Annotated in this window: 18 protein-coding genes and 1 pseudogene; 9 read left to right on the forward strand and 10 right to left on the reverse strand. The window is 56.5% G+C overall.

Annotation, left to right across the window (positions count from 1 at the left end):
- Positions 1-564 precede the first annotated feature (564 nt).
- Genes IFT44_RS20020 through IFT44_RS20040 form a run of 5 tightly spaced genes read right to left on the reverse strand, consistent with a single transcriptional unit; the run spans position 565 to position 7,926 of the window.
- A complete protein-coding gene (locus IFT44_RS20020) occupies positions 565-1,848 on the reverse strand; it encodes a hypothetical protein (protein WP_244652196.1) in 1,284 nt (427 codons plus the stop codon).
- Entirely contained in the window at positions 1,845-2,840 is a 996-nt protein-coding gene (locus tag IFT44_RS20025; protein ID WP_192052873.1) for a TetR/AcrR family transcriptional regulator, read from the reverse strand. The genes IFT44_RS20020 and IFT44_RS20025 overlap by 4 nt, the downstream gene beginning before the upstream one ends.
- Positions 2,837-4,885, reverse strand: a complete 2,049-nt coding sequence (locus tag IFT44_RS20030) for a tyrosine-type recombinase/integrase (RefSeq protein WP_192047631.1) — start codon at positions 4,883-4,885, stop codon at positions 2,837-2,839. The genes IFT44_RS20025 and IFT44_RS20030 overlap by 4 nt, the downstream gene beginning before the upstream one ends.
- The gene (locus IFT44_RS20035) at positions 4,875-7,091 is read right to left on the reverse strand and encodes a hypothetical protein (RefSeq protein ID WP_192052877.1); all 2,217 of its coding nucleotides are present in this window, start codon (positions 7,089-7,091) and stop codon (positions 4,875-4,877) included. Before IFT44_RS20035 ends, IFT44_RS20030 begins: the two co-directional genes overlap by 11 nt.
- A gap of 1 nt (position 7,092) precedes the next feature.
- Positions 7,093-7,926 (reverse strand): deoxynucleotide monophosphate kinase family protein, encoded by an 834-nt coding sequence (locus tag IFT44_RS20040; protein ID WP_192047633.1) that lies wholly within the window; start codon positions 7,924-7,926, stop codon positions 7,093-7,095.
- Between the two features lie 100 nt (positions 7,927-8,026).
- Here IFT44_RS20040 and IFT44_RS20045 point away from each other — a divergent pair.
- The 7 genes and pseudogenes from IFT44_RS20045 to IFT44_RS20075 form a co-directional block, all read left to right on the forward strand.
- Positions 8,027-8,365 (forward strand): annotated as a pseudogene (locus IFT44_RS20045) (dTMP kinase); the annotation flags it as partial.
- Positions 8,358-9,344 carry a DNA polymerase III subunit delta' gene (locus IFT44_RS20050; protein ID WP_185794290.1) on the forward strand — a complete coding sequence of 329 codons (987 nt, stop codon included), beginning with the start codon at positions 8,358-8,360 and terminating at the stop codon, positions 9,342-9,344. The pseudogene IFT44_RS20045 and the gene IFT44_RS20050, both read left to right, overlap by 8 nt.
- A gap of 239 nt (positions 9,345-9,583) precedes the next feature.
- Positions 9,584-9,940, forward strand: coding sequence for a PilZ domain-containing protein (locus IFT44_RS20055; protein WP_043185228.1), 357 nt, complete (start codon positions 9,584-9,586; stop codon positions 9,938-9,940).
- A gap of 13 nt (positions 9,941-9,953) precedes the next feature.
- Positions 9,954-10,745, forward strand: coding sequence for a TatD family hydrolase (locus IFT44_RS20060; protein WP_192102478.1), 792 nt, complete (start codon positions 9,954-9,956; stop codon positions 10,743-10,745).
- A 334-nt stretch (positions 10,746-11,079) separates the two neighbouring features.
- Complete coding sequence (locus IFT44_RS20065; protein WP_192102477.1) at positions 11,080-11,727, forward strand: TetR/AcrR family transcriptional regulator; 648 nt, start codon at positions 11,080-11,082, stop codon at positions 11,725-11,727.
- A 90-nt stretch (positions 11,728-11,817) separates the two neighbouring features.
- Entirely contained in the window at positions 11,818-12,420 is a 603-nt protein-coding gene (locus IFT44_RS20070) for a DUF4823 domain-containing protein (protein WP_192102476.1), read from the forward strand.
- A 10-nt stretch (positions 12,421-12,430) separates the two neighbouring features.
- Positions 12,431-12,982, forward strand: coding sequence for a DUF1285 domain-containing protein (locus IFT44_RS20075; protein ID WP_122476477.1), 552 nt, complete (start codon positions 12,431-12,433; stop codon positions 12,980-12,982).
- A 60-nt stretch (positions 12,983-13,042) separates the two neighbouring features.
- Here IFT44_RS20075 and IFT44_RS20080 read toward each other — a convergent pair whose 3' ends face one another.
- The 3 genes from IFT44_RS20080 to IFT44_RS20090 form a co-directional block, all read right to left on the reverse strand.
- Positions 13,043-15,502 (reverse strand): penicillin acylase family protein, encoded by a 2,460-nt coding sequence (locus tag IFT44_RS20080; protein ID WP_192176460.1) that lies wholly within the window; start codon positions 15,500-15,502, stop codon positions 13,043-13,045.
- A gap of 184 nt (positions 15,503-15,686) precedes the next feature.
- Positions 15,687-15,896: an SEC-C metal-binding domain-containing protein gene (locus IFT44_RS20085; protein WP_122476473.1), complete on the reverse strand. Its 210-nt coding sequence runs from the start codon at positions 15,894-15,896 to the stop codon at positions 15,687-15,689.
- A gap of 87 nt (positions 15,897-15,983) precedes the next feature.
- Positions 15,984-16,469, reverse strand: coding sequence for an LEA type 2 family protein (locus IFT44_RS20090; protein WP_122476471.1), 486 nt, complete (start codon positions 16,467-16,469; stop codon positions 15,984-15,986).
- Positions 16,470-16,637: 168 nt separating this feature from the next.
- On the opposite strand from IFT44_RS20090, the gene IFT44_RS20095 reads away from it, so the two are divergent.
- Positions 16,638-17,180: a hypothetical protein gene (locus IFT44_RS20095; RefSeq protein WP_122476469.1), complete on the forward strand. Its 543-nt coding sequence runs from the start codon at positions 16,638-16,640 to the stop codon at positions 17,178-17,180.
- On the opposite strand, the gene IFT44_RS20100 is transcribed toward IFT44_RS20095, so the two are convergent.
- Both IFT44_RS20100 and IFT44_RS20105 read right to left on the reverse strand, forming a co-directional pair.
- A complete protein-coding gene (locus IFT44_RS20100) occupies positions 17,170-17,646 on the reverse strand; it encodes a YchJ family protein (protein WP_192176461.1) in 477 nt (158 codons plus the stop codon). The two genes, IFT44_RS20095 and IFT44_RS20100, sit on opposite strands and share 11 nt — an antisense overlap.
- Position 17,647: 1 nt before the next feature.
- Entirely contained in the window at positions 17,648-18,145 is a 498-nt protein-coding gene (locus tag IFT44_RS20105; protein ID WP_122476465.1) for a DUF6231 family protein, read from the reverse strand.
- Positions 18,146-18,307: 162 nt separating this feature from the next.
- On the opposite strand from IFT44_RS20105, the gene IFT44_RS20110 reads away from it, so the two are divergent.
- Entirely contained in the window at positions 18,308-19,018 is a 711-nt protein-coding gene (locus IFT44_RS20110) for an OmpA family protein (RefSeq protein ID WP_192176462.1), read from the forward strand.
- Positions 19,019-19,088 lie beyond the last annotated feature (70 nt).

Consider the following 19,088-nt stretch of genomic DNA (forward strand, 5'->3'; position numbering starts at 1 on the left):
TGCCGCTGTTGTCTAGTTGCCCTCATTCGTACTCTTGGACGTGGAGACACTTGCTGTCGGTGGCAATCCAAAGCGCGGCGCTGTACACCACAACTCACCACTACATCCGCCTACGATGATCTCGAGTCGGTTCCGAGAGCCGAGCGGAGTGCGCAGCCCGATTGGCTGACGGCTTGAGCATGAAAGCCCGCAGGTCAAGACGAAGGCTTAATTCACGACTGCCGTTCCGAGAGGTGATGCTTAGAAAACAATACTCCTAGCTGGATGCGATGATTGGTATGGATAGACGAGCTTCAGCCTAACTGCTCAACTAGATCGACCCGAAGCATAGGGTCGAGGTCGCTTGTAGTCGCACCTGGGGTGGCAGAAAGGTCTTGACCCGGCAGACCTCCGGTATATGACCTGCTTTGGATTAGTAAAGGAGGAGGATGTTGAATAAGCGGATGCAAGATCGAGCTTTTGAGAATTGGTGAAAAGGGCTCCCTCGATTCCAAGCTTCTTCCCAGGCGGAAGGTCTGTTGGGCTGATGAGGAGTTGTCTGAAAAAAAACTCTCATATGGACTGTCAGGAGTACTCAGCGATAGCGTCATATATATTGATGGTCTTCTCATGTATATGCTCATGAGTGATACCCTTTCTGGCCATAACGAGAAATCGTCCCAAAACAAGGTAGTGCTGATAGGTCGTTGTTGGATTTTCATGGCCAAGCTGATTTATGATTACCTCGGTGATCGCGAGATCCATGACCTCTGCGTTTTTCTCAAGAATACCGTCTCCGTTGTGATGCTGAATCATCATAAGGGTCGGCCACCATTTCCTAGTATGATAAAACTTATTGCTCATCTGGAAATCAGGATCTTTTTTGAATGCTAGCTTTTTTGCATAGTTGGTCGCTTGGGCTATCATAGTTTGAGTAACGGGAACGCCCTCCGATGTCAAGAAGAGTATTGACAGCGGGCATTTTTTTCCAAAGCGTTCCTTATAAAGCTTGGCGCGAGCTTGGTATTCAGTTTTGATGTATTCAGAATCAAGCATTTTCAAGGCGTATGCCGGAATGATGATCTTTCTGAATTTATTCCCCTTGCCAATGAGAGAGTATTTAAAAGTCTTATCAGCTTTGCTCATCTCGCTGTACGGAAGAATGTGGCGGTTTTTTCCATTTCCCATGTACGGAAATTTTACCAGCTCCATAGGGCGCATTGCTGTTGCAAGGGCAAATTTGAAAAGCGTTTTGTATACCATGTCGGGGTAGCAAGATAGAAGAGTATGAATATCATTATTGGATATTAGGCGAATAGCTCTTTTTTGTCTGGACTCTTTATCAAGCACGCGAATAGAGTCGGCGTCCAGTACCTGCTTTGCTTTCGTCTCAATGTAACTCAGAAGTCGTCTGTCTTTAAAATTGGCGATCCAGGTTTTGAGATGAATGGTTACGTTAATAGGGATGTGGCGTTCGTGTAGCCACTTAAAAAAATATAATACGACACAGGCATCATTGTAAATGGTTTCAGAGCTCGGATGAGCACTACCGTTTTTAACGCGGTTTATCTGCCGATATACTTGCCATTTTTTTAAATCAGCGTTTATGACGTGGAAATGATAGTCGCCGGGGCTTACAGAGTTAAATCTTGGAAGTTTCGATAAGAATTTATAAAATTTAGTGATTAAGGTAGCATACCTTTTTGATGTTTCTTTAGATGAGCGAGTTTTTTCATATAGGTATAAGTTTGGTATGCTCAGTAAGAGTTTCTTTTTTCTAAAACCTGCAATGATAACTTGATGTTTGACCTCTAGATTGAGGTCGATGCTATGGTAGCTAATTTCTTTGAATTCAAAATCTGGCATCATTCGCCCTGCCGAACTCTGAAAAATATAACTTGTTCAAAGCCCCATGTGATAGATGGAGGCTTCGCGTTATCCGCATCTTTCAACTCTTCTGGAGGGATATCGCGATTGCCAAACCTGCGATTTGCCGATGTTGTTGTTTCCGACGCGGTGAAAGGCACATGTATTGAGATGCTAGATATCTGCTGAAGATCTTTAAGTATAAATTGTAGCTCTTCTCGACTGTAAATTGGAAGACGTACAACAATGGTGGTGCGATTTTGATAGGGTGCAATCTTAGTGCAGAAAGCATCAAAGTCTGAAATATATTTATCCTGAAAGAGTACGATATCAATGTTTTCCGGATTGGGCAGTTTTATCAAATTCTTCGTGATATTCGTGATTGCTGCTTCTTTAGCGTCCTCATATGCATCGAAGTCGCTTGAGGTTGCATATGATTTTTTAGCTGACGAAAGATCCAGATCAAATATAATAAAGTTTTTGTCAGATTTCACCGCATAACTGGAGCTGGTGGCGTGGGCGGAAGTCACGGCCTCCATCGTAAGCTTCGCATTTTTTACTTCAAGCTCGGTTACCCGTTTATTAAGGTAGGCATTGTGATTGCTCTGGCCCGTGAGAGTTGCTGTAAGTTGTCCGGCCTCGAACGCCATAATATCGTTGTTCATCAGTGTTGAAATGTGATTCGAGATTGCAGCTTCAAGTTCGGCTTTATGTGCAGCTTTGGTTGCTGCAAGTTCCTGCTCCAGCCGCAGAATCATAGATTCTTTGTTCTCGATCATCTCGCCGAGTGATTCGTTGTCATTGGCAAATAACTTAGCAACGGATTCTTTGCCAATTGAGTAGTTCTTTAAATCACCATAATAGCGGTTGAAAGCCTGGCGGCTAATGCCCGCCAGGTCAGCAAGTTTAGCTATAGGAAGTTTAGATTGGCCGTGGTTGAGTTGGTGCTCTTTGATGATGCCAATTAGTTTGTCGCGTGTGGCTTGGCTACTCATACGCTGATACCCACTGAAGGAATAACTTTGTAAGCGTGATTATTATTCAATGCTTCGAGGTGCTTGGTGTTTTCCAATACCTTTAGTCGCAGCATCGCTTTCGAGGTCTCCGATAAAGTGTCGCTTGCCTTGTCCAGCATCTGTTGATAGAAGTTCGTGTTGTCCTTCAATGCCTGTGCCGCCTTACCGACGATCAATGCGTGTGGGCATGCCGTATCGCAATGGAGTGGTTCCGGAAGGGCATCCTTAACCGTAGTTCGGTGATGGGCCAGGCATGGCGGAAGATCGGGAGACGAGTACACTTCCGTACTTACGCAGTAAGTGCCTACGGCCGTACGGTGAATGAACAGAGGTTCGCCGGACGAAAGCAAATGGGTGACGTAGGTGAAAATTGTAACCTTGAGGCTTTGTCCAGAGAACGACTCTGGACGAGCAGCAATTTTTTCGACGAGACGTTGTGCATTGATGCCAGACGAGCTTGAGCTTTTTACCGATGTGATGATATCGGTGAACTCTTGGATATAGTTCTCCTCAATCGCCTTGGCAACACTCTGAACAATGTAAGGATTACGGCCAATGTACCTTAGAGTCATCGCATAGCTGGCATGACCAAACAACAGGCGGATGATGTCTACATTCCGTTCACTGCGGTTGATAAGAATTTCGGCAATGGTTTTCCTGAAGCGATGAGTATGGACGCGGTCGATACCTAGCTGTTGTTGAAGACGCTTCGTAATTTGCTCTGTCTTTATAGACGCTTCTCGCACGACTTTTTTCGTACCGAGCATAGATTGAAAAATATAGCCTTCCCTTTTTTGGTCAAGTTCGTATCTTAAGTGTTCGAAATCCTTTACCTTTCTTCCGATAAATTTTGGAAGTGGGATGAAAGACGTATCCCCTTTGTAATTGGGGTCTTGGCTAGTTTTATATCGGGTGACTTGTAGCTTGAATTTTCCGTTCTTTGTTTCAACGACGTGATCAAATTTAAGCGCTTCAAGTTCACTCACTCGCAGCCCTGTAACCAGTGCCAGCAATATGTAGAGTGCGTCCCGTATGTGGGTGAGCGAATGTTGAAAGCTGCGAGTCCATGAATACTGCCAGAAAGGGGCCTGGTTATTGTATTCACGCTTAGTCTTTTGAAGTTTTAGAATCTGCTTACTAGCAACTACTACATTCAGATTTTTTTCTAAATCAAAATCTTCCGCACTTCGAGTGATCGTTTTCGACCAGGTGACTTCGAATTCTCGGGACTTGATATAATCAGAAGCTTCTTTAACACGCGGCATCGCCTTCTCAGTCCAGAATAAGGCGTGCTCAACGAGCTTTTTCAGATCGCTTTCGGTGTAGGGAGCCCAGCTTGCAATGGATCCCGTAAAATTCCGAATAACGTCTTTCCTGCGCTCAGGTGTGTCTACGGTAGTTGGCGATACTGATAAACGATTTTCCTCCGGAATCAATTTTTGTACGCTGAGAGAAATCCAGAAGCGGATGTGCAGAAACAGATAATGGTAATGAGTGAATTGAGGGGCTAGTTTTGACCTGTCAAGTGCGTCGTTCAGAAGCCTTGGCGTAATGAAAGATAATGAGTCAGCATCTTCTGTGAGATTATTATCTACGAGAACATAGTTGTAGACGCGCCGAAAGTTCTGAGCGTGGTTCAGTGTAGTTAAATACGACCGGATACCCGCAAATGGTGCGAAATCAGGAATTAAATGATATACGATTGATTTTTTGATGGATACGCCATGTTCTGACATGGCGTCAAAGTTGATGCGAGTAACTTCGCCATCTGGCCCTTTAAATATTATCCAGCTGTCATCGCAATACATCGAGTATTCGGATACGGGGAAATTTCCGGCAGGATACAACGCCAGCTTTTGTAAGAGGGTGCTTTGCGTTTGACGGTAGTCGCCGCCGGTCTCCTTCAGGAGATCTTCGATTTCTTTCTCTGCAGCGTCCAAGATGTCTTCAGAGAAGTCGATATCCAGCTGCTCAGCGAGATCATCTGGTAATTCCTCTACGATATCAGTAGTCTTATTTTTCATTTTGTCTGTCCTCTTCTTCAAGGATTACTTGGAGGAAATTCATGTCTCGTGGCAGCAAAGGCGTATTCCGCCGCTGGTAACGAGATGCCTCTCTGACTGCCTGCTCGTCTTCCCAGTTTTCAAGGATGGAGTCTATTTTGATCAACTCGACTTCCCAGTCGTTGCTATATTCAGAAGCAGACTCTGGCTGATCATCGATGATCTCAACCACATGGATGCGGCGCTCAATCAAGTAAGGAAGGGAGTCTTCAAAAATGATGCATTGAGAGCAGAACATGCATTTGCTCACCACGTAGCATCTCTGTCCCAATGGCACATTGCGGGCTGCGCCAATCCAAGTGGGCTTGCGCTGGTTAGCGCACCCCCAGAGCGGCCTTTCCATCCCAGGGATATGAAAAATCTTCAGTGGAAGCTGAATGGCCGCCTCTTTGGGAGGCGTGCCCAGCATTCCTTCGAATTTTCCTGACCGCATCAACCGGAGGACTGCTTCGAGTTCGGACTCGAGTCGGTCGTAACGCTCCTGTTGGGCCGGAGGTGAATTGTCGTAGTGCACGTCTGTGGTGACCGTACTCGCGTGCCCCAGAAGCATTGCCAGCATGCCGTGGGAACTGGAGCTGTCTGAGATTTGCTTTCGACGCTTCACCCACGTCGGGCGCAGCCGCCACGTTAGGTCTATACCGCTCATCAACCTTTCACCATCCTCATCGAAGATGGGAAATTCTTTGAGAAGCTGCTTAATGCCTTGCTGAAAAGCTTTTTCGTTGGAAGCAGAGGTATGACGTCCACCTTTCTTCGTCCAGTCCGCAAAGAAACGCAGGCACAAAAATGTTGTGTTGTAGTCTGCTGAAGTCATGCCATGGCGGACATAATCGAATTCGTACTTAGCAAGGGGCTCAGAAAGCTTTATCGCGAGCAAAATCAAATTCCGAGCCGAGTACATGTCGGTGGTTGTGCTCGCGGCGATTATTTCTTTCGGGGCATAGTAAGGTTTGGCGATCCCTTGGCTACGGTTTTTTTCCGTCTGAATCATCACATGCTTTTCATTCATTGCCCCAGTAAGCGCGTGCTCAAAATTATTAGGATCGAGCGCCAAGACCGCCTCTTTGTTCCAGTTAGTCTGAAGCATGATGAACTGTACGATGCAAGACATGTCCTGCATTGATGGATAGTACAGGTTGAGCAGGTCGTCCCACTTGATCGGATTACTGAAGCCAGGCGGCGTTACGGGCTTGCTCCATCTGTGCATAATCAGTTGGATTACATCACTGCACTTTTCAAATGCGTTGACTTTGATAGCCGAATATTTTTCGATGATTTCATCCAGTTCTACTTCGAACGGATAGCCGTTCTCGATGAACGTTCTGATCACTCGCGCGGGATCCGGATTAAAATTGAGAATCTTTCGGAACTGAAATGGGTTTTCTGGATTCTCAAATTGGAATTCTTCGCTTCTATTTTTGTAGGCCGAGTAAATCACTCCCCGCCAGTTGGGAAGTGAAGCGATTTCGCGTAATTCCGGATTGCTTGAAAGTTTCAGCTTAGCATGTAGTGCACTCCAATTGAGCTCAAAGCCACTATCAAACCTATGTTGAAGCCACTGGAAGATCGTTTCTTTCGAGTAAGTGACTTTTGAAATAATTTCTGTGAAGGTATAGGGTGTGGCTTGGGAAACTAACTTGCGAAACTCAAGGATTTCGTAGAGCCGATCAATACTCGAGGTGAAAGCATTTGCAAGCGAATTCTCAGTTTCATCGCTAAAGGGTACTCTAGCCTGAGTGCTTGCTCTTTTCGCAAATGGAAGTAACAAGTCTGGAATCGCATCTGTCATGGATGACGCATTTTTGAGTGCGGTCTTCAGTCGGGCAGCAAGAGCCAGGCTTTCATCACTTTTCAGGAGATGGTTTTCGAACTGCTTGTATACTTCCGCGCTCAGGTCGGTAATCTTCAGAATCCATAGCTGGGCTGGATTGCGGGCATTGTAGGCTTCAATGAAGTCAAAAAATATCCATATTGACCGTCTTAGTGAGCTGTTTGTAGCTCTGCTTCTCGTTGGGCAGTACTTGATAAAAGTTAAGTGAAGTGCCAGGCAGATAGCTTTTGCCTTGTCATAAAAAGAATGGCCTTGATAGTGGCATTCCATCTCATGATTGTCAGCGCTCATGACGACATCATGAACGGCGTCTTTCGGCTTATAGAGATGATCCATCTTACCCTCTATCGGCTGAATCTGAAATTAGGGATGCCCACGTCTCGTTTAAACGAGTGCCTAACTCTTCAAGTGATCCATTGTTATGGATGACGATATCTTCGTCTTCGACCGTAATTCCAAATTCCGATGAATGCATATTTACAGGTTGGGCATCCTCTCTCACAATATGCCAGATGCTACCCCCTATACTCCGAATGTACGCAGCCTCATTCTCGAAGCGAATGTCCTTGATGATAATTGTGTCTTTTCCGTTGCTGTCGAGATTCGGTTTTTGAATATAGGCGGTATTATTGACCTCCTGAGGAGGCATCGCGCTTCGCTTCTCTGTGAAGTCCGGGAAGTCTTGAAGCGCTCTCATTTTGACTAGATTAACCATTTCAACTGGTGCCATCTGCCAAAATGAATCAATCTTATTGAAGGCGGCAGCGCACCAACATTGGTCATCGCTTAGGTTGAAAAATGCTTTCGCAGCTAAGATAAAAGGGGTTTCTGGATGATTGGTCTGTTCAGAAGAGAGTGGGTGTATGGCAATGGGTTTATAGATCTCGCGATCAGCCCGCATCAACCAGTGATTGGCGTTGTGGCTCCTCATCCATTCAGTGCCTATGCGCTGAAAGAATGCACGCGGTGACAGTCCCCATGCCCCAACCTCAACCTCCTTTACGCTATCATCCCAGGCTTGGGCATCTGAGAGATTGAAGAGAATTTGGCATCCCCGTTTGAGTGGATCTGCGAGGGCGAACGCGGTTACACAGGCATGCTGAAGCAATATCGCTGCTGCTGTGTCCTTGCCTGATCTAGCCTTCGCTGCCAGCCCTATGATTCTCTTCATCCGTGCTAAGCCCCTGATTTTAAACAATTTTAAGTTTGTTTACATTTTTTCATAGCCTGAGTATATCTTCTTGTTTCCAATTCTGTCCATTCCAAAACAAGATGCCACTTACGCCTATCAGGGCGGCGGCCGTGGTTTATCCCAGGAACGCATCGCCCAGCTCGAAACCTTCGTCCAGGGCACGTTGCGCCCGGACCTGACGCTGGTGTTCGACCTGCCCGTGGAAGTCGGCTTGGCGCGGGCCAGCGCGCGGGGTCGCCTCGATCGTTTCGAACAGGAAGGCCGGGCGTTCTTCGAGGCCGTGCGTGGCGCCTACCTGGCGCGCGCCGCTGCAGCGCCTTCGCGCTATCGGGTAGTCGATGCCGGGCAGAGCCTGGCGCAGGTCCAGCAGGCGCTGGATGCGTTGCTGCCCGAGCTGCGAGGTTTGCCGCGTGGCTGACGCCTACCCCTGGCAGGATGACCTGTGGCAGAAGCTGGCCGGGCGCACCCAGCATGCTCACGCCTACCTGCTGCACGGGCCGCAGGGCATCGGCAAGCGTGCCCTGGCCGAGCGCCTGATGGCACTGTTGCTGTGCCAGCGTCCGGCCGCGCAGCACGCCTGTGGGGCCTGCAAGTCGTGTCTGTTGCTGCAGGCCGGCAGCCATCCGGACAATTTCATCCTCGAACCTGAGGAAGCGGACAAGGCGATCAAGGTCGACCAGGTGCGCGAGTTGGTCGCCTTCGTGGTGCAGACCGCGCAAATGGGCGGGCGCAAGGTCGTGCTGATCGAGCCTGCCGAAGCGATGAACGTCAATGCGGCCAATGCATTGTTGAAAAGTCTCGAGGAGCCTTCGGGCAATACCGTCTTGCTGTTGGTCAGTCATCAGCCCAGTCGACTGCTGCCCACGGTCAAGAGCCGTTGCGTGCAGCAGGCGTGCCCGTTGCCTACTCAGGCCGTCAGCCTGCAGTGGCTGGCCACGGCGCTGCCGGAAGTGGACGGGGCTGCGCGCACCGATCTGCTCGCGTTGGCCGCAGGCTCGCCGCTGGCAGCGGTGAGGTTGCAGGCTGCCGGTATCGTCGAGCAGCGGGCGCTGGTGGTCGAAGGGGTGAAGAAGCTGCTGAAAGGGCAGCAGACGCCCAGCCAGTTGGCCGAAGCCTGGAGCGCTGTGCCATTGCTGCTGCTGTTCGACTGGTTCTGCGAGTGGTCGAACCTGTTGCTGCGCTATCGCCTGACGACGGACGAGCAGGGACTGGGCTTGAGCGACATGCGCAAGGTGCTGCAATATCTGGCTGACAAGAGTACCCAGAGCAAGGTGCTGGCCATTCAGGATTGGGTGCTGATGCAGCGCCAGAAAGTGCTGGCCAAGGCCAACCTGAACCGGGTATTGCTCATCGAGGCGCTGCTGGTGTCCTGGATGGCCTTGCCGGGGCAGACGTGATGGGTGCATTGTGATCGAACGCTGCCGATGTTGGCGGCGGCTTGTCTGATGTACCGTGGTGATACCGGACGCGGCTCGCGCCGCTGCTACAGGGATGCACCGGTTGTAGCAGCGGCGCAAGCCGCGTCGGCGGCGGACGCGGTTGGGTCGGTGCGATGCGGTGACGCCGGATGAGGGATGCGCCGGCGGCAGACGTGGTTTGACTGCTGCGAAAATTCACTATCAGTAACGGAGCACGAATGAATCAACCCGTCAGTCCCGGACCGCGCAACGGTATTCTGTCCCTGACCATCAAGGACAAGGCCGTCCTGTATGCGGCGTACATGCCGTTCATCAAGAACGGCGGCTTGTTCATTCCGACCAGCAAGAGCTACAAGCTGGGCGATGAGCTGTTCATGCTGCTCAACCTGATGGATGAGCCGGAGAAGATTCCCGTGGCCGGTCGCGTCGCCTGGATCACCCCCAAGGGCGCCCAGGGTAACCGCGCTGCGGGCGTGGGCGTGCAGTTCAACGACGGCGACAATACTGCGCGCAACAAGATCGAAACCTATCTGGCCGGCGCCCTGAAGTCCGACCGTCCCACTCACACGATGTAGTCCCCATACCCCCATGCTCGTAGATTCCCACTGTCACCTCGACCGCCTCGATCTTGCCGAACACAACGGCTGCCTGGACACCGCCTTGGAGGCTGCGCGTGCCTGCGGTGTCGGGCATTTCCTGTGCATCGGCGTCAGCGCCGAGAACGCCGCCACGGTCAAGGCCCTGGCCGGCCGCTACGACGACGTCGATTGCTCGGTCGGCATTCATCCCCTTGACCTCGCTCCCGGCAAGCCCCCCGCGCTGGACTGGCTGATGGCCGAGCTCGATGCGCCATGCGTGGTGGCGATCGGTGAAACCGGCCTGGACTACCACTACGAACCCGAGGCGGCGCAGCTGCAGCAGGAATCGTTTCGACTGCACCTGCAGGCGGCCAATCTGACCGGTAAGCCGGTGATCGTGCATACCCGCGGCGCACGCGCCGATACCCTGGATTTGTTGCGCGAGGCGCAATTGCCCCAGGCCGGCGTGCTGCATTGCTTCACCGAAGATTGGGCGATGGCCAAGGCCGCCCTCGACCTGGGGTTCTACATTTCGCTGTCGGGCATCGTGACCTTCCGCAATGCCGATGCTCTGCGTGAAGTTGCGCGGCAGGTGCCGGCCGATCGCTTGCTGGTCGAAACCGACTCGCCCTATCTGGCGCCCATTCCCTACCGTGGCAAGTCCAATCTGCCGCAGTACGTCCGCGAAGTGGCACAGTGCATCGCCACGGTCCGCGGCGAGACGTTCGAAAGCCTGGCCGAGCGCACCACCGACAATTTCTGCCGGCTGTTCCCCCTGGCGCGTGTTCGTCGCCAGGCTTGAGCCTGCACGGGCAAAAAAAACCCGGGCTCTGGGGGGAGAATCCCGGGTCAAGACCATTAGGAGTCACAACAGGCGCGTGGTCCATCGACGCCTTGCCGCCGCATCACTTGGGGGAGTATGGCGCGACGACAGTTCAAGTATTGTCGAATGGGTCAGGGGCGCCAGTGCCTGGCAGGGTTTTCTTAAACGTATTTGGAATACGCCCGCTGCTGCTCAGTACAGATTGCAGGGGTGCGTGGCATATGCGCCATAAAGCCAGAGATTTGGGATGATCCGTGCATTTTGACCTCATACAGGCATAATGACTGCCTCCGCTTTCGATCCAGTCCTTCCTATGCAAAAAGAACCTCGTAAGGTCCGTGAATTTCGCCGCCGCGAGCAGGAAATCCTCGACACCGCGCTGGCGCTGTTTCTCGAGCAAGGCGAAGACAGCGTTACAGTCGAGCTGATTGCCGACACCGTGGGTATCGGCAAAGGCACCATCTACAAACACTTCAAGTCCAAGGCCGAGATCTACCTGCGCCTGATGCTCGACTACGAGCGCGACCTGAACTCGCTGCTGCATTCGGCCGACATCGATCGAGACAAGGAAGCCCTGTCCCGCGCCTACTTCGAGTTCCGCATGCGCGATCCGCAGCGCTATCGGCTGTTCGACCGGCTGGAAGAGAAGGTGGTCAAGGGCAACCAGGTGCCCGAGCTCGTCGAGCAGCTGCACAAGATCCGCGCGTCGAATTTCGAACGCCTGACGTTCCTCATCGAGGGGCGAATCAGCGAGGGCAAGCTGGAAGACGTTCCGCCGTACTTCCACTATTGCGCTGCCTGGGCGCTGGTACACGGCGCGGTGGCGCTGTACCACTCGCCGTTCTGGAGCAACGTACTGGAAGATCAGGAAGGTTTTTTCCAGTTCCTCATGGACATCGGCGTGCGCATGGGCAACAAGCGCAAACGCGATCCGGAAATACCCGGCCCCAAAGAAGCCTGACCCTCAAGCCATCCCGAGCCCTGCAAACTGGCGCAGAAGCTGCATCATGTGGCTGATCGCCGGGATCTTGTCGCCGGCTCTGGAGGATGCATGCGTAACCTGGTCGTGCTGCTGGCGCTGTTGGCGTTGGGCGGTTGCATGAAGGTCAGTGATCTGGGCGAAGGCGCTCGCTATCACCTGAGCGATGCGGGTGTGTTGAATCACAGTGAAACTCGCCGGTTCAACAACTTGCGCGTGCAGCCTGATTCGTTCATCTACATTGGTCAGGGCGCGTTCGTGCCTCCCGGCGGCGCCTACCCGCGGCCCAACGTTGTGGCTGAACAGGCGTTCGAAGCGTTCGTCGAGTACTTTCCCCTGGTACGCCGCGCCCCGGCACCGCTGGGCCTGGAACAGGCCTTGGGCGAGGCGCGCAATGCCGGCGCGCATTACCTGCTCTACACCCGTTTTGCACGCGCCGACGACCGCATCGGCAATGCTGACGAATGGGCCGACCAGGAAGCTCTGGACCGGCTCGGCGTCGACAGCAGCGTGATTCAGATCATGCTCATCGAAACCAGCACCCGCTATCTCATCGACACCGCGACCATCCGCAGCCGTGGCGGGCTGTTGACGATGCGCAACAACAAACCGGAAGATTTGCTTGGCCCACCCCTTGAGGACTACGCTCGCAGCTTGTTGGGCGTAAGCCGCTGAGGAGACGAGCATGACGGGCAAGGCCGACGATTTGCTGGCGCACATTCCCACTGCCAAGAAGGGCTTGCCGCCCGTGCATCTGTGGAATCCCGATTTCTGCGGGCACATCGACATGCGTATTGCCCGCGACGGTGCCTGGTTCTACCAGGGCACGCCGATCGGCCGACCGGCGATGGTCAAGTTGTTCGCCGGGATCCTGCGCCGCGATGGCGACGAGTACGTATTGGTGACGCCGGTGGAAAAAGTCGGCATCGTCGTCGATGACGCACCGTTCGTGGCCATCGACATGCAGGTGTCGGGGGAAGGCGAGCAGCAGTCGCTGCGCTTCACCAGCAATGTCGAGGACTGCGTCGACGCCGACGCGCAGCACCCGCTGCGGGTCGACATCGACCCCTGTACCCAGGAGCCTTCACCCTATGTGCTGGTGCGCAACAACCTGGAAGCACGCATTCACCGCAACGTGTTCTATCGGCTGGTCGAGCTGGCCGTGGTGCGTGACGGTTGGCTGGGGGTGTGGAGTGGCGGGGTGTTCTTCCCGATAGGGCAGGATCCAGCGCAGTGATCAAGCCCCCGTTTCGAGTAACGGGGGCTCTCTTGCGTTTTCAGCGGCGAATTCACACGGTCATTTCTGCGGCGTCAACGTCAGTCGCTTGGTCCCGTAGGCCTTGTCGAAATGCTGCGGCTGCATCGGGAAGCTGACGTATTGACCCTTGAGCCACGCGTCGATGCCGTCGGTGTAGTTGGCACTGGCCGGATTACCCGACTGCCCGCTGCTGCCAAGGCCGATCATCGGCTCGGCCTGGGCGAAGTCGACGACGATGCGCAGCGCCGGTATCGACGCGGTGTCGAAGCTGTCGCCCCAGCGGTAGGGCGCAGCGTTCAAGGTGGTGTGATCGCCACCGGTGGCAACCGGGCCGCGTAGCACGGGTGCGCCGGCACCGGGCCCGCCCGTGTCGGTCCAGGTGGTGCGATGCAGACGCCCCCACTGCCAAGTGCTTCGATCACTGCCCAGCTGCGCCTCGCCGGCGCTGACCGCGGCGGCCAGGCTGCGCGCCAGGATGGCCGGCTTGTCCTCCTTCTGCGCGGTGCTCAGATCGTCCCAGAACGGGCTGTCGTCACGCCCCAGCAGATGATCGGCCTGGGCCGAGTAGGAAGTCATGCCCTGGGCCACGAAGGCCTTCCAGCTGGCGCTGTCGAGCGGACCCAGCTCGTCGAGGAAGGTCCGCTGCGCGCTTTGCTGCAGGAACAGTTCGTACAGCGCGGCATCGGCGGATTGCGCGGCAAGGCGGCCATCGAAGGCCATGAGGCGAGTGTACGCTTCGCGGGCCTTGGTTCGATCGCCCTCGGGCAGCGCATCGATGGCACTTTTCAGCGGTTGTGCCATGCCGGGCGCAAGAAACATCTTTTTCAGTTTGGCGGCGAAGGGGGTGGTCTGATCGGACTGCATGGCAATCATGCTGCGTGTGTCGTGCTTGCCGGCACCGGCCAGCTCGGCCAGGCGCTCGCTGCGCTCCGGGTAGTACCAGGCGTTGGACAGCTGGATGCCATAGCCGGGCGGGACGATGCGCTGGTTGGCGGTACCCAGCCAACCCTGCGGCGGGTCCTGGTCGTAGGGGTGAAGCATGGGGTCGGCGAGGCCGTCCCAGTCATGTCGACCGTCCCAGCCGGGCGAGGGCAGCATGCCCTTGCCTTCGAGACGGTTGGGAAAGCGGCCGGTGACCTGCCAGCCAATGCTGCTGGCATCGGCAAACAGCAGATTGGTCGCCACCGCGCGTATCTGCCGGCTGGCATCCGAAGCCTTCTCGACATTGCTGGCGCGCGACAGATCGAACAGCGCATCCAGGCTCTTGTCGTCGGTCAAGTCCGGCAGTTGCAGGGCCAGGCCGTAGCCGCCGCTTGCCGGCATGCCGCTGACGTCGTTGAGCAGCGGGCCGTGACCGGTTTCGTAGACGGCTTCGCGCAGCGGACGCTGCCCCTTGGCCAGGTAGGTCTCCTGACGCACGCGGGCCGGCTGCCATTTGCCGTTGGACTGATACACCACGCGGCCGCCTTCGCTGCGGACCTTCTCCAGAAAAACATCCTGATTGTCGCCCATCACTGCCGCCATGCCCCAGGCGACTTGACCATTGAAGCCGGCCAGCACGCCCGGCAAACCGGCCAGGGCGACACCTGCCGCCTGAAAGCGCGGCGCGCGCAGCTGCACGAAGCTCCACGCCGACGGAACGCTCGTCGATGCGTGGGTATCGTTGGCGAACAGGCTTTTTCCGGCCCGCGTGCGTTGCGGGGCGATGGCCCAGTTGCTGGAGCTTGGCGCGCCAAGTCGCGCGAGTTCGCGATTCATCGTGGCCAGGCCCGCCGGGCTGGTCAGCGAGTTGCCCAGCGACACGCCCTTGAGCTTGTCGGCCTCGCTGAAAGGCAGGCTCTCATCCGGATAGACCGGCAGCAGCCAGGCCAGTCTGTCGGTGCCCACTTTCTGCGCCAGTACCAGCGAACCCAACTCTTCCTGCAGGTTGAGCGATTGGCTGAACGACCACAACGCGAACATCAGCGCCGAGTCTTCGGCCTTCCAGTATTCGGGGGTGTAGCCTGCCAATTGCGCGGGCAGCTTGCCGCGGTAGCGAAACAGGTAGGCGTTGACGCCCCGTGCATAGACATCGAAGAAACGCTTCAATCGGGGTGAGGCCGCGGCATACAACTGGTCGGCGTTCTTCTTGAGGTTGATCCTGCGCAGCAGGCGGTCGCCGTCCAGCGCTTCGACGCCGTCCAGTTCGGCCAGGCGTCCCTGGGCCAGCAGCCGCAGACGGACCATCTGGGTGATGCGGTCGCTGGCGGCCACGTAGCCTTGGGCAAACAGAGCATCGTGGAAGGTATTGCTTTCGATAAGCGGCATGCCCAGCCCGTTACGTCTGACCGAGACATTCTGCGCCAGGCCCTTGAGCGGCTGTACACCCACGCTTGGCGGCAGGTTTTGCTCGGCGGAGCCGCCCAGCCATTGTTGGCAGCCGGTCAGGGTGAGCATGCCGGTGACCACGGCGGCGCAGCCAAACGTGGGCGTGAAGAAGAAACGGGCGGGCGAGGCCATGGCGAAGCTCCTGCGGGGGCTGGCGTAAAAGGCGCTACGTTAGAGAGGGCGGGGGCGACGCGCAAGCGTCAGGCGGGGGATATTTTCTTCGTGCCCGGGCCGCTCGCGGGCACAGCGCATAGCGGTGGGATTGGGGTCAAGGGAGGGGCTGCCAGCACGCAGCACCCTCGGGCATCGTTTCGGCTCAGGCGCCGTGGCACTTCTTGAATTTCTTGTCGCTGCCGCAGGGGCAGGGATCGTTGCGGCCTACATCTTTGAGGGCATTGCGCACCGGTTCCTGTGGGGCGTGGTTGCAGTGCGGGCCATGCACGTGACCGTGGTCGTGCTCATGAGCGTGATCGTGGTCATGGTCGTGATTGCAGTCGGGGCCGTGCACATGGGGTTGCTGGGACATCGAGAATACTCCGCAGGTGAAATTGGCCGGAATTATCTCACCCTGGGTTAGGAATAGCAGCGCTGCGGGAAAAATCTTTGTGACATCTCAGCGACCGGACAAGCCGCGCGCGTCGATTACCCCGGTGTGGTTGAGCACCACGTCGTGGCCGAACAGCACCCCGGTGCGCAATTCGCCGCGCAGCTCGTAGCGGATCGCTCGCTCGGGGTGCTTGAGCAGGCGTGACAGCTCGCGCGCGTGTTGCCAGAGATTGGTGCGCACCGGCAGCTCGTAGTATTCGCCACTGTTGGCGGCCACGCTGAACCAGTCGCTGGCGTCGCCTTCGGTCAGCAGCATGTCTTCCAGGCGCACGCTGTAGCTCATGCCGCGCACTGGCAGGCTGCGGCCGTTGGGGTTGTCGATGCGGAAACGCAGGATCAGGCGCTGTTGCAGCATGTTGGCCTTGACCACCTCGACCTTGACCAAGTGCACCTGAGGATCCTGGTAGTTGCCGGTGAACCAGGTGGCGCAGCCCGTGAGTCCCAGCAGTGACAGCAAGCCGATGCTGCGCAGAACGAGAGTGCAAGCGGACATGGCAGGGACCTCCGGATTTGCCTTGAGTCTAACAAGGCGCGCGGGCATGACAAGGGCGAGCTTGTTGCGCCGAAACATCGTGGTCCATAATCACTGCTACGGTGCTGGCTTTTCGGCATCTGTGCGGACGCCCAGCGCCCGCAACGGTGCCATGCCAGGAGAGTTGCCATGCGTTTCTACGAGATCGTCTTCAGCGGCCAATGCGTGCCCGGCGCGGCGCTGGACCAGGTCAAGAGCAACCTGGCAAAACTGTTCCAGGCCGACGCCCAGCGAATCGAGCTGCTGTTTTCCGGACGCCGATTGGTCCTCAAGAACAACCTCGACGCCCAAGCGGCGGAAAAATACCGCGCGGCGCTGGCACGCGCAGGGGCCGTGGCCAGCATCGACGAAATGGCTCAGGACATCGAAGAAATCATCATGACCGCGCCGGCGGCGGCAGGCGACTTCGGCCAGAAACCCATGGCGGTGGCCCGCCGCGCCGAGGTCGTGCCGCGTGATGCGTACATGGCAGCGTTCGTGGCTGTGGATGCGCCGGACTTCGCCATCGCCGAGGTGGGCGCCGATCTGCAGGATGAAAGGCCCGCACAGCGCTCGGCGCAGCTGAACCTGCAGCAGTTCAGCCTGGCGCCTGCCGGCAGCGACATGGGCCAGTTGCGGCACGAGGAAACCGTCCAGGTGCCGGACACTTCTCATCTGAAAATCATTGGCTGATGTAGCCCGCGCAACACTTCTTGAACTTCAACCCGCTGGCACAGGGGCAGCTGTCGTTGCGGCTGGCCTTGAGCGGGACGGTCGGGTCGATGAAATACCAGCGGCCGTCGTGCTGCACGAACGCCGACCGCTCGCGGTGGCAGTGCTCGCCGGTGCTGTCGTGCCAGCGCGCAGTGAAGGTCACGAACGCGTGTTCCGGCTGGCCGCCGAAGACTTCCGCCGCCACCACCTCCAGGCCCAGCCAGGTGCTCTGCGAACTCCACTGGGCAATGGCCTGGCGGTCCAGGCCGGCCTGCTGGGCGTGCAGGGTGGTGTTCACCAGATAGTCCACCAGGCCCAGCACGTAGGCACTGTAGCGCGAGCGCATCAGGCTCTGCGCATCGGGCGCCGGCTGGCCCTCGTGATAGCGACCACAACAGGCCGGCAGCAGATTGCCACTTGCGCACGGACAGATCGAAACGCTCATATCACCACCAATACTTGCCGAAGTTTTCCGGGTTGGCCCAGAACTTGGCGTTGAGCCAGTCCGGGACTTGTTTGTATTCGCGCACATCATAGGTGTACAGCTTGAGCACCTGCTGGTCGCGGGCGAAGCGTTCGCTGGCCTGCAGGGCCAGGGCGTAGAAGTCGGTGTCGCTCCAGCCGCTGGCGACCGGGTCGGCCAGCACGGCGATGCAGCTCGCGTTGAGGTTGCGGATGCCGGCCAGCAGACGCGTGCCTTCGGCCTTGTTCAGATGCTCCAGGCAATCCACCGCCAGCGCCAGGTCGAAACGCTGGCCGGCCAGGTCTGCGGGCAGGGGGCCGGGCGCGGCTCTGGATATACGGGTTTCGGGGTGCGCTGCCTCGAACGCGGCCAGGGCGGGGAATGCACTCGCGCCGATCAGCAGCAGGCGCTGCGGCGCGTGACGTTCGAGCAAGGCCGCCAGAGCCTGTTGCGGGGTACGGGAAGATACTGCGTCGGTCATTGAAGCTCCTCGGTCGTGGCCACCACATTATAGGGCCCCGACCCGATGGCCCAGCATTGATTGGATGGCGCGCCCTATGGCTTATTGCTGGCGCATATGCCAACCACGGTCTTTACTCCCAGAACGTCGGCCCCTGCTGCCGATTCCCTGAGGAGAAACTAGATGAGCATAGTTCGGACGGCATTACCCTTGATATTGGTCGGCAGCGTGTTGACGGGTTGCGCAGGCTTGCAGAAAACCGACTGGCCGATGTGCGCGGCCGTGGGCGGGGTGACCGGTGCGGCGTTGGGCGCCATCGAAAGCGGGTCGCTGGCAGCCGGTGTTGGCGCGGCGGCTGCCGGTGTCGGCGCAGCCTATTGCTGGGTGCATGGCGATGGCGACGAAGACGGTGATGGCGTACCGGACAGCCGCGACAAGTGCCCCGGCACTCCCAAGGGCACGCCGGTAGACGCCAATGGTTGCCCGCCGCCTGCCCCGGCGCCGATGCCGATGCCAGTCGCTGCCGAGCCGGCACCGATGCCCAAGGAGGAGACGATCGTCATCCGCAACGTGCATTTCGAATTCGACAAGGCCACCCTCACTGCCGCCGACCGGGCGCAGCTCGATACCGTCGCCACCCGCCTGAAGACCGAAGCGACCACGGCGCGCTTGAGCGTCAGCGGTCATACCGACAGTGTCGGCAAGGACGCCTACAATCAACGGTTGTCCGAGCAGCGCGCCAAGGCAGTGACTGACTACCTGGTCAGCAGCGGCGTACCGCGGGCCAGCGTGGTATCGGTCAGGGGCGTGGGCGAGGCCCAGCCGGTTGCCGACAACAACACGGCCGACGGTCGCGCCATGAACCGTCGTACCGAGATTCTCATCCAGCGTTGAACCTTTAGCACCCCCCGCCGGTCCCCTTGTACAACGACCGGCGGCACGCTTTACTTCTCAGTTGCCGGCG

Origin of the sequence: Pseudomonas sp. CFBP 13710, from assembly GCF_014842235.1 — a bacterium.
GTDB lineage: Bacteria > Pseudomonadota > Gammaproteobacteria > Pseudomonadales > Pseudomonadaceae > Aquipseudomonas > Aquipseudomonas baltica.

Bases quoted from the DNA above. Each gene is read 5' to 3' on its own strand.
- IFT44_RS20020 (WP_244652196.1), bottom strand. From the start codon at position 1,848: ATGATGCCAGATTTTGAATTCAAAGAAATTAGCTACCATAGCATCGAC.
- IFT44_RS20025 (WP_192052873.1), bottom strand. From the start codon at position 2,840: ATGAGTAGCCAAGCCACACGCGACAAACTAATTGGCATCATCAAAGAG.
- IFT44_RS20030 (WP_192047631.1), bottom strand. From the start codon at position 4,885: ATGAAAAATAAGACTACTGATATCGTAGAGGAATTACCAGATGATCTC.
- IFT44_RS20035 (WP_192052877.1), bottom strand. From the start codon at position 7,091: ATGGATCATCTCTATAAGCCGAAAGACGCCGTTCATGATGTCGTCATG.
- IFT44_RS20040 (WP_192047633.1), bottom strand. From the start codon at position 7,926: ATGAAGAGAATCATAGGGCTGGCAGCGAAGGCTAGATCAGGCAAGGAC.
- IFT44_RS20055 (WP_043185228.1), top strand. From the start codon at position 9,584: ATGAATCAACCCGTCAGTCCCGGACCGCGCAACGGTATTCTGTCCCTG.
- IFT44_RS20060 (WP_192102478.1), top strand. From the start codon at position 9,954: ATGCTCGTAGATTCCCACTGTCACCTCGACCGCCTCGATCTTGCCGAA.
- IFT44_RS20065 (WP_192102477.1), top strand. From the start codon at position 11,080: ATGCAAAAAGAACCTCGTAAGGTCCGTGAATTTCGCCGCCGCGAGCAG.
- IFT44_RS20070 (WP_192102476.1), top strand. From the start codon at position 11,818: ATGCGTAACCTGGTCGTGCTGCTGGCGCTGTTGGCGTTGGGCGGTTGC.
- IFT44_RS20075 (WP_122476477.1), top strand. From the start codon at position 12,431: ATGACGGGCAAGGCCGACGATTTGCTGGCGCACATTCCCACTGCCAAG.
- IFT44_RS20080 (WP_192176460.1), bottom strand. From the start codon at position 15,502: ATGGCCTCGCCCGCCCGTTTCTTCTTCACGCCCACGTTTGGCTGCGCC.
- IFT44_RS20085 (WP_122476473.1), bottom strand. From the start codon at position 15,896: ATGTCCCAGCAACCCCATGTGCACGGCCCCGACTGCAATCACGACCAT.
- IFT44_RS20090 (WP_122476471.1), bottom strand. From the start codon at position 16,469: ATGTCCGCTTGCACTCTCGTTCTGCGCAGCATCGGCTTGCTGTCACTG.
- IFT44_RS20095 (WP_122476469.1), top strand. From the start codon at position 16,638: ATGCGTTTCTACGAGATCGTCTTCAGCGGCCAATGCGTGCCCGGCGCG.
- IFT44_RS20100 (WP_192176461.1), bottom strand. From the start codon at position 17,646: ATGAGCGTTTCGATCTGTCCGTGCGCAAGTGGCAATCTGCTGCCGGCC.
- IFT44_RS20105 (WP_122476465.1), bottom strand. From the start codon at position 18,145: ATGACCGACGCAGTATCTTCCCGTACCCCGCAACAGGCTCTGGCGGCC.
- IFT44_RS20110 (WP_192176462.1), top strand. From the start codon at position 18,308: ATGAGCATAGTTCGGACGGCATTACCCTTGATATTGGTCGGCAGCGTG.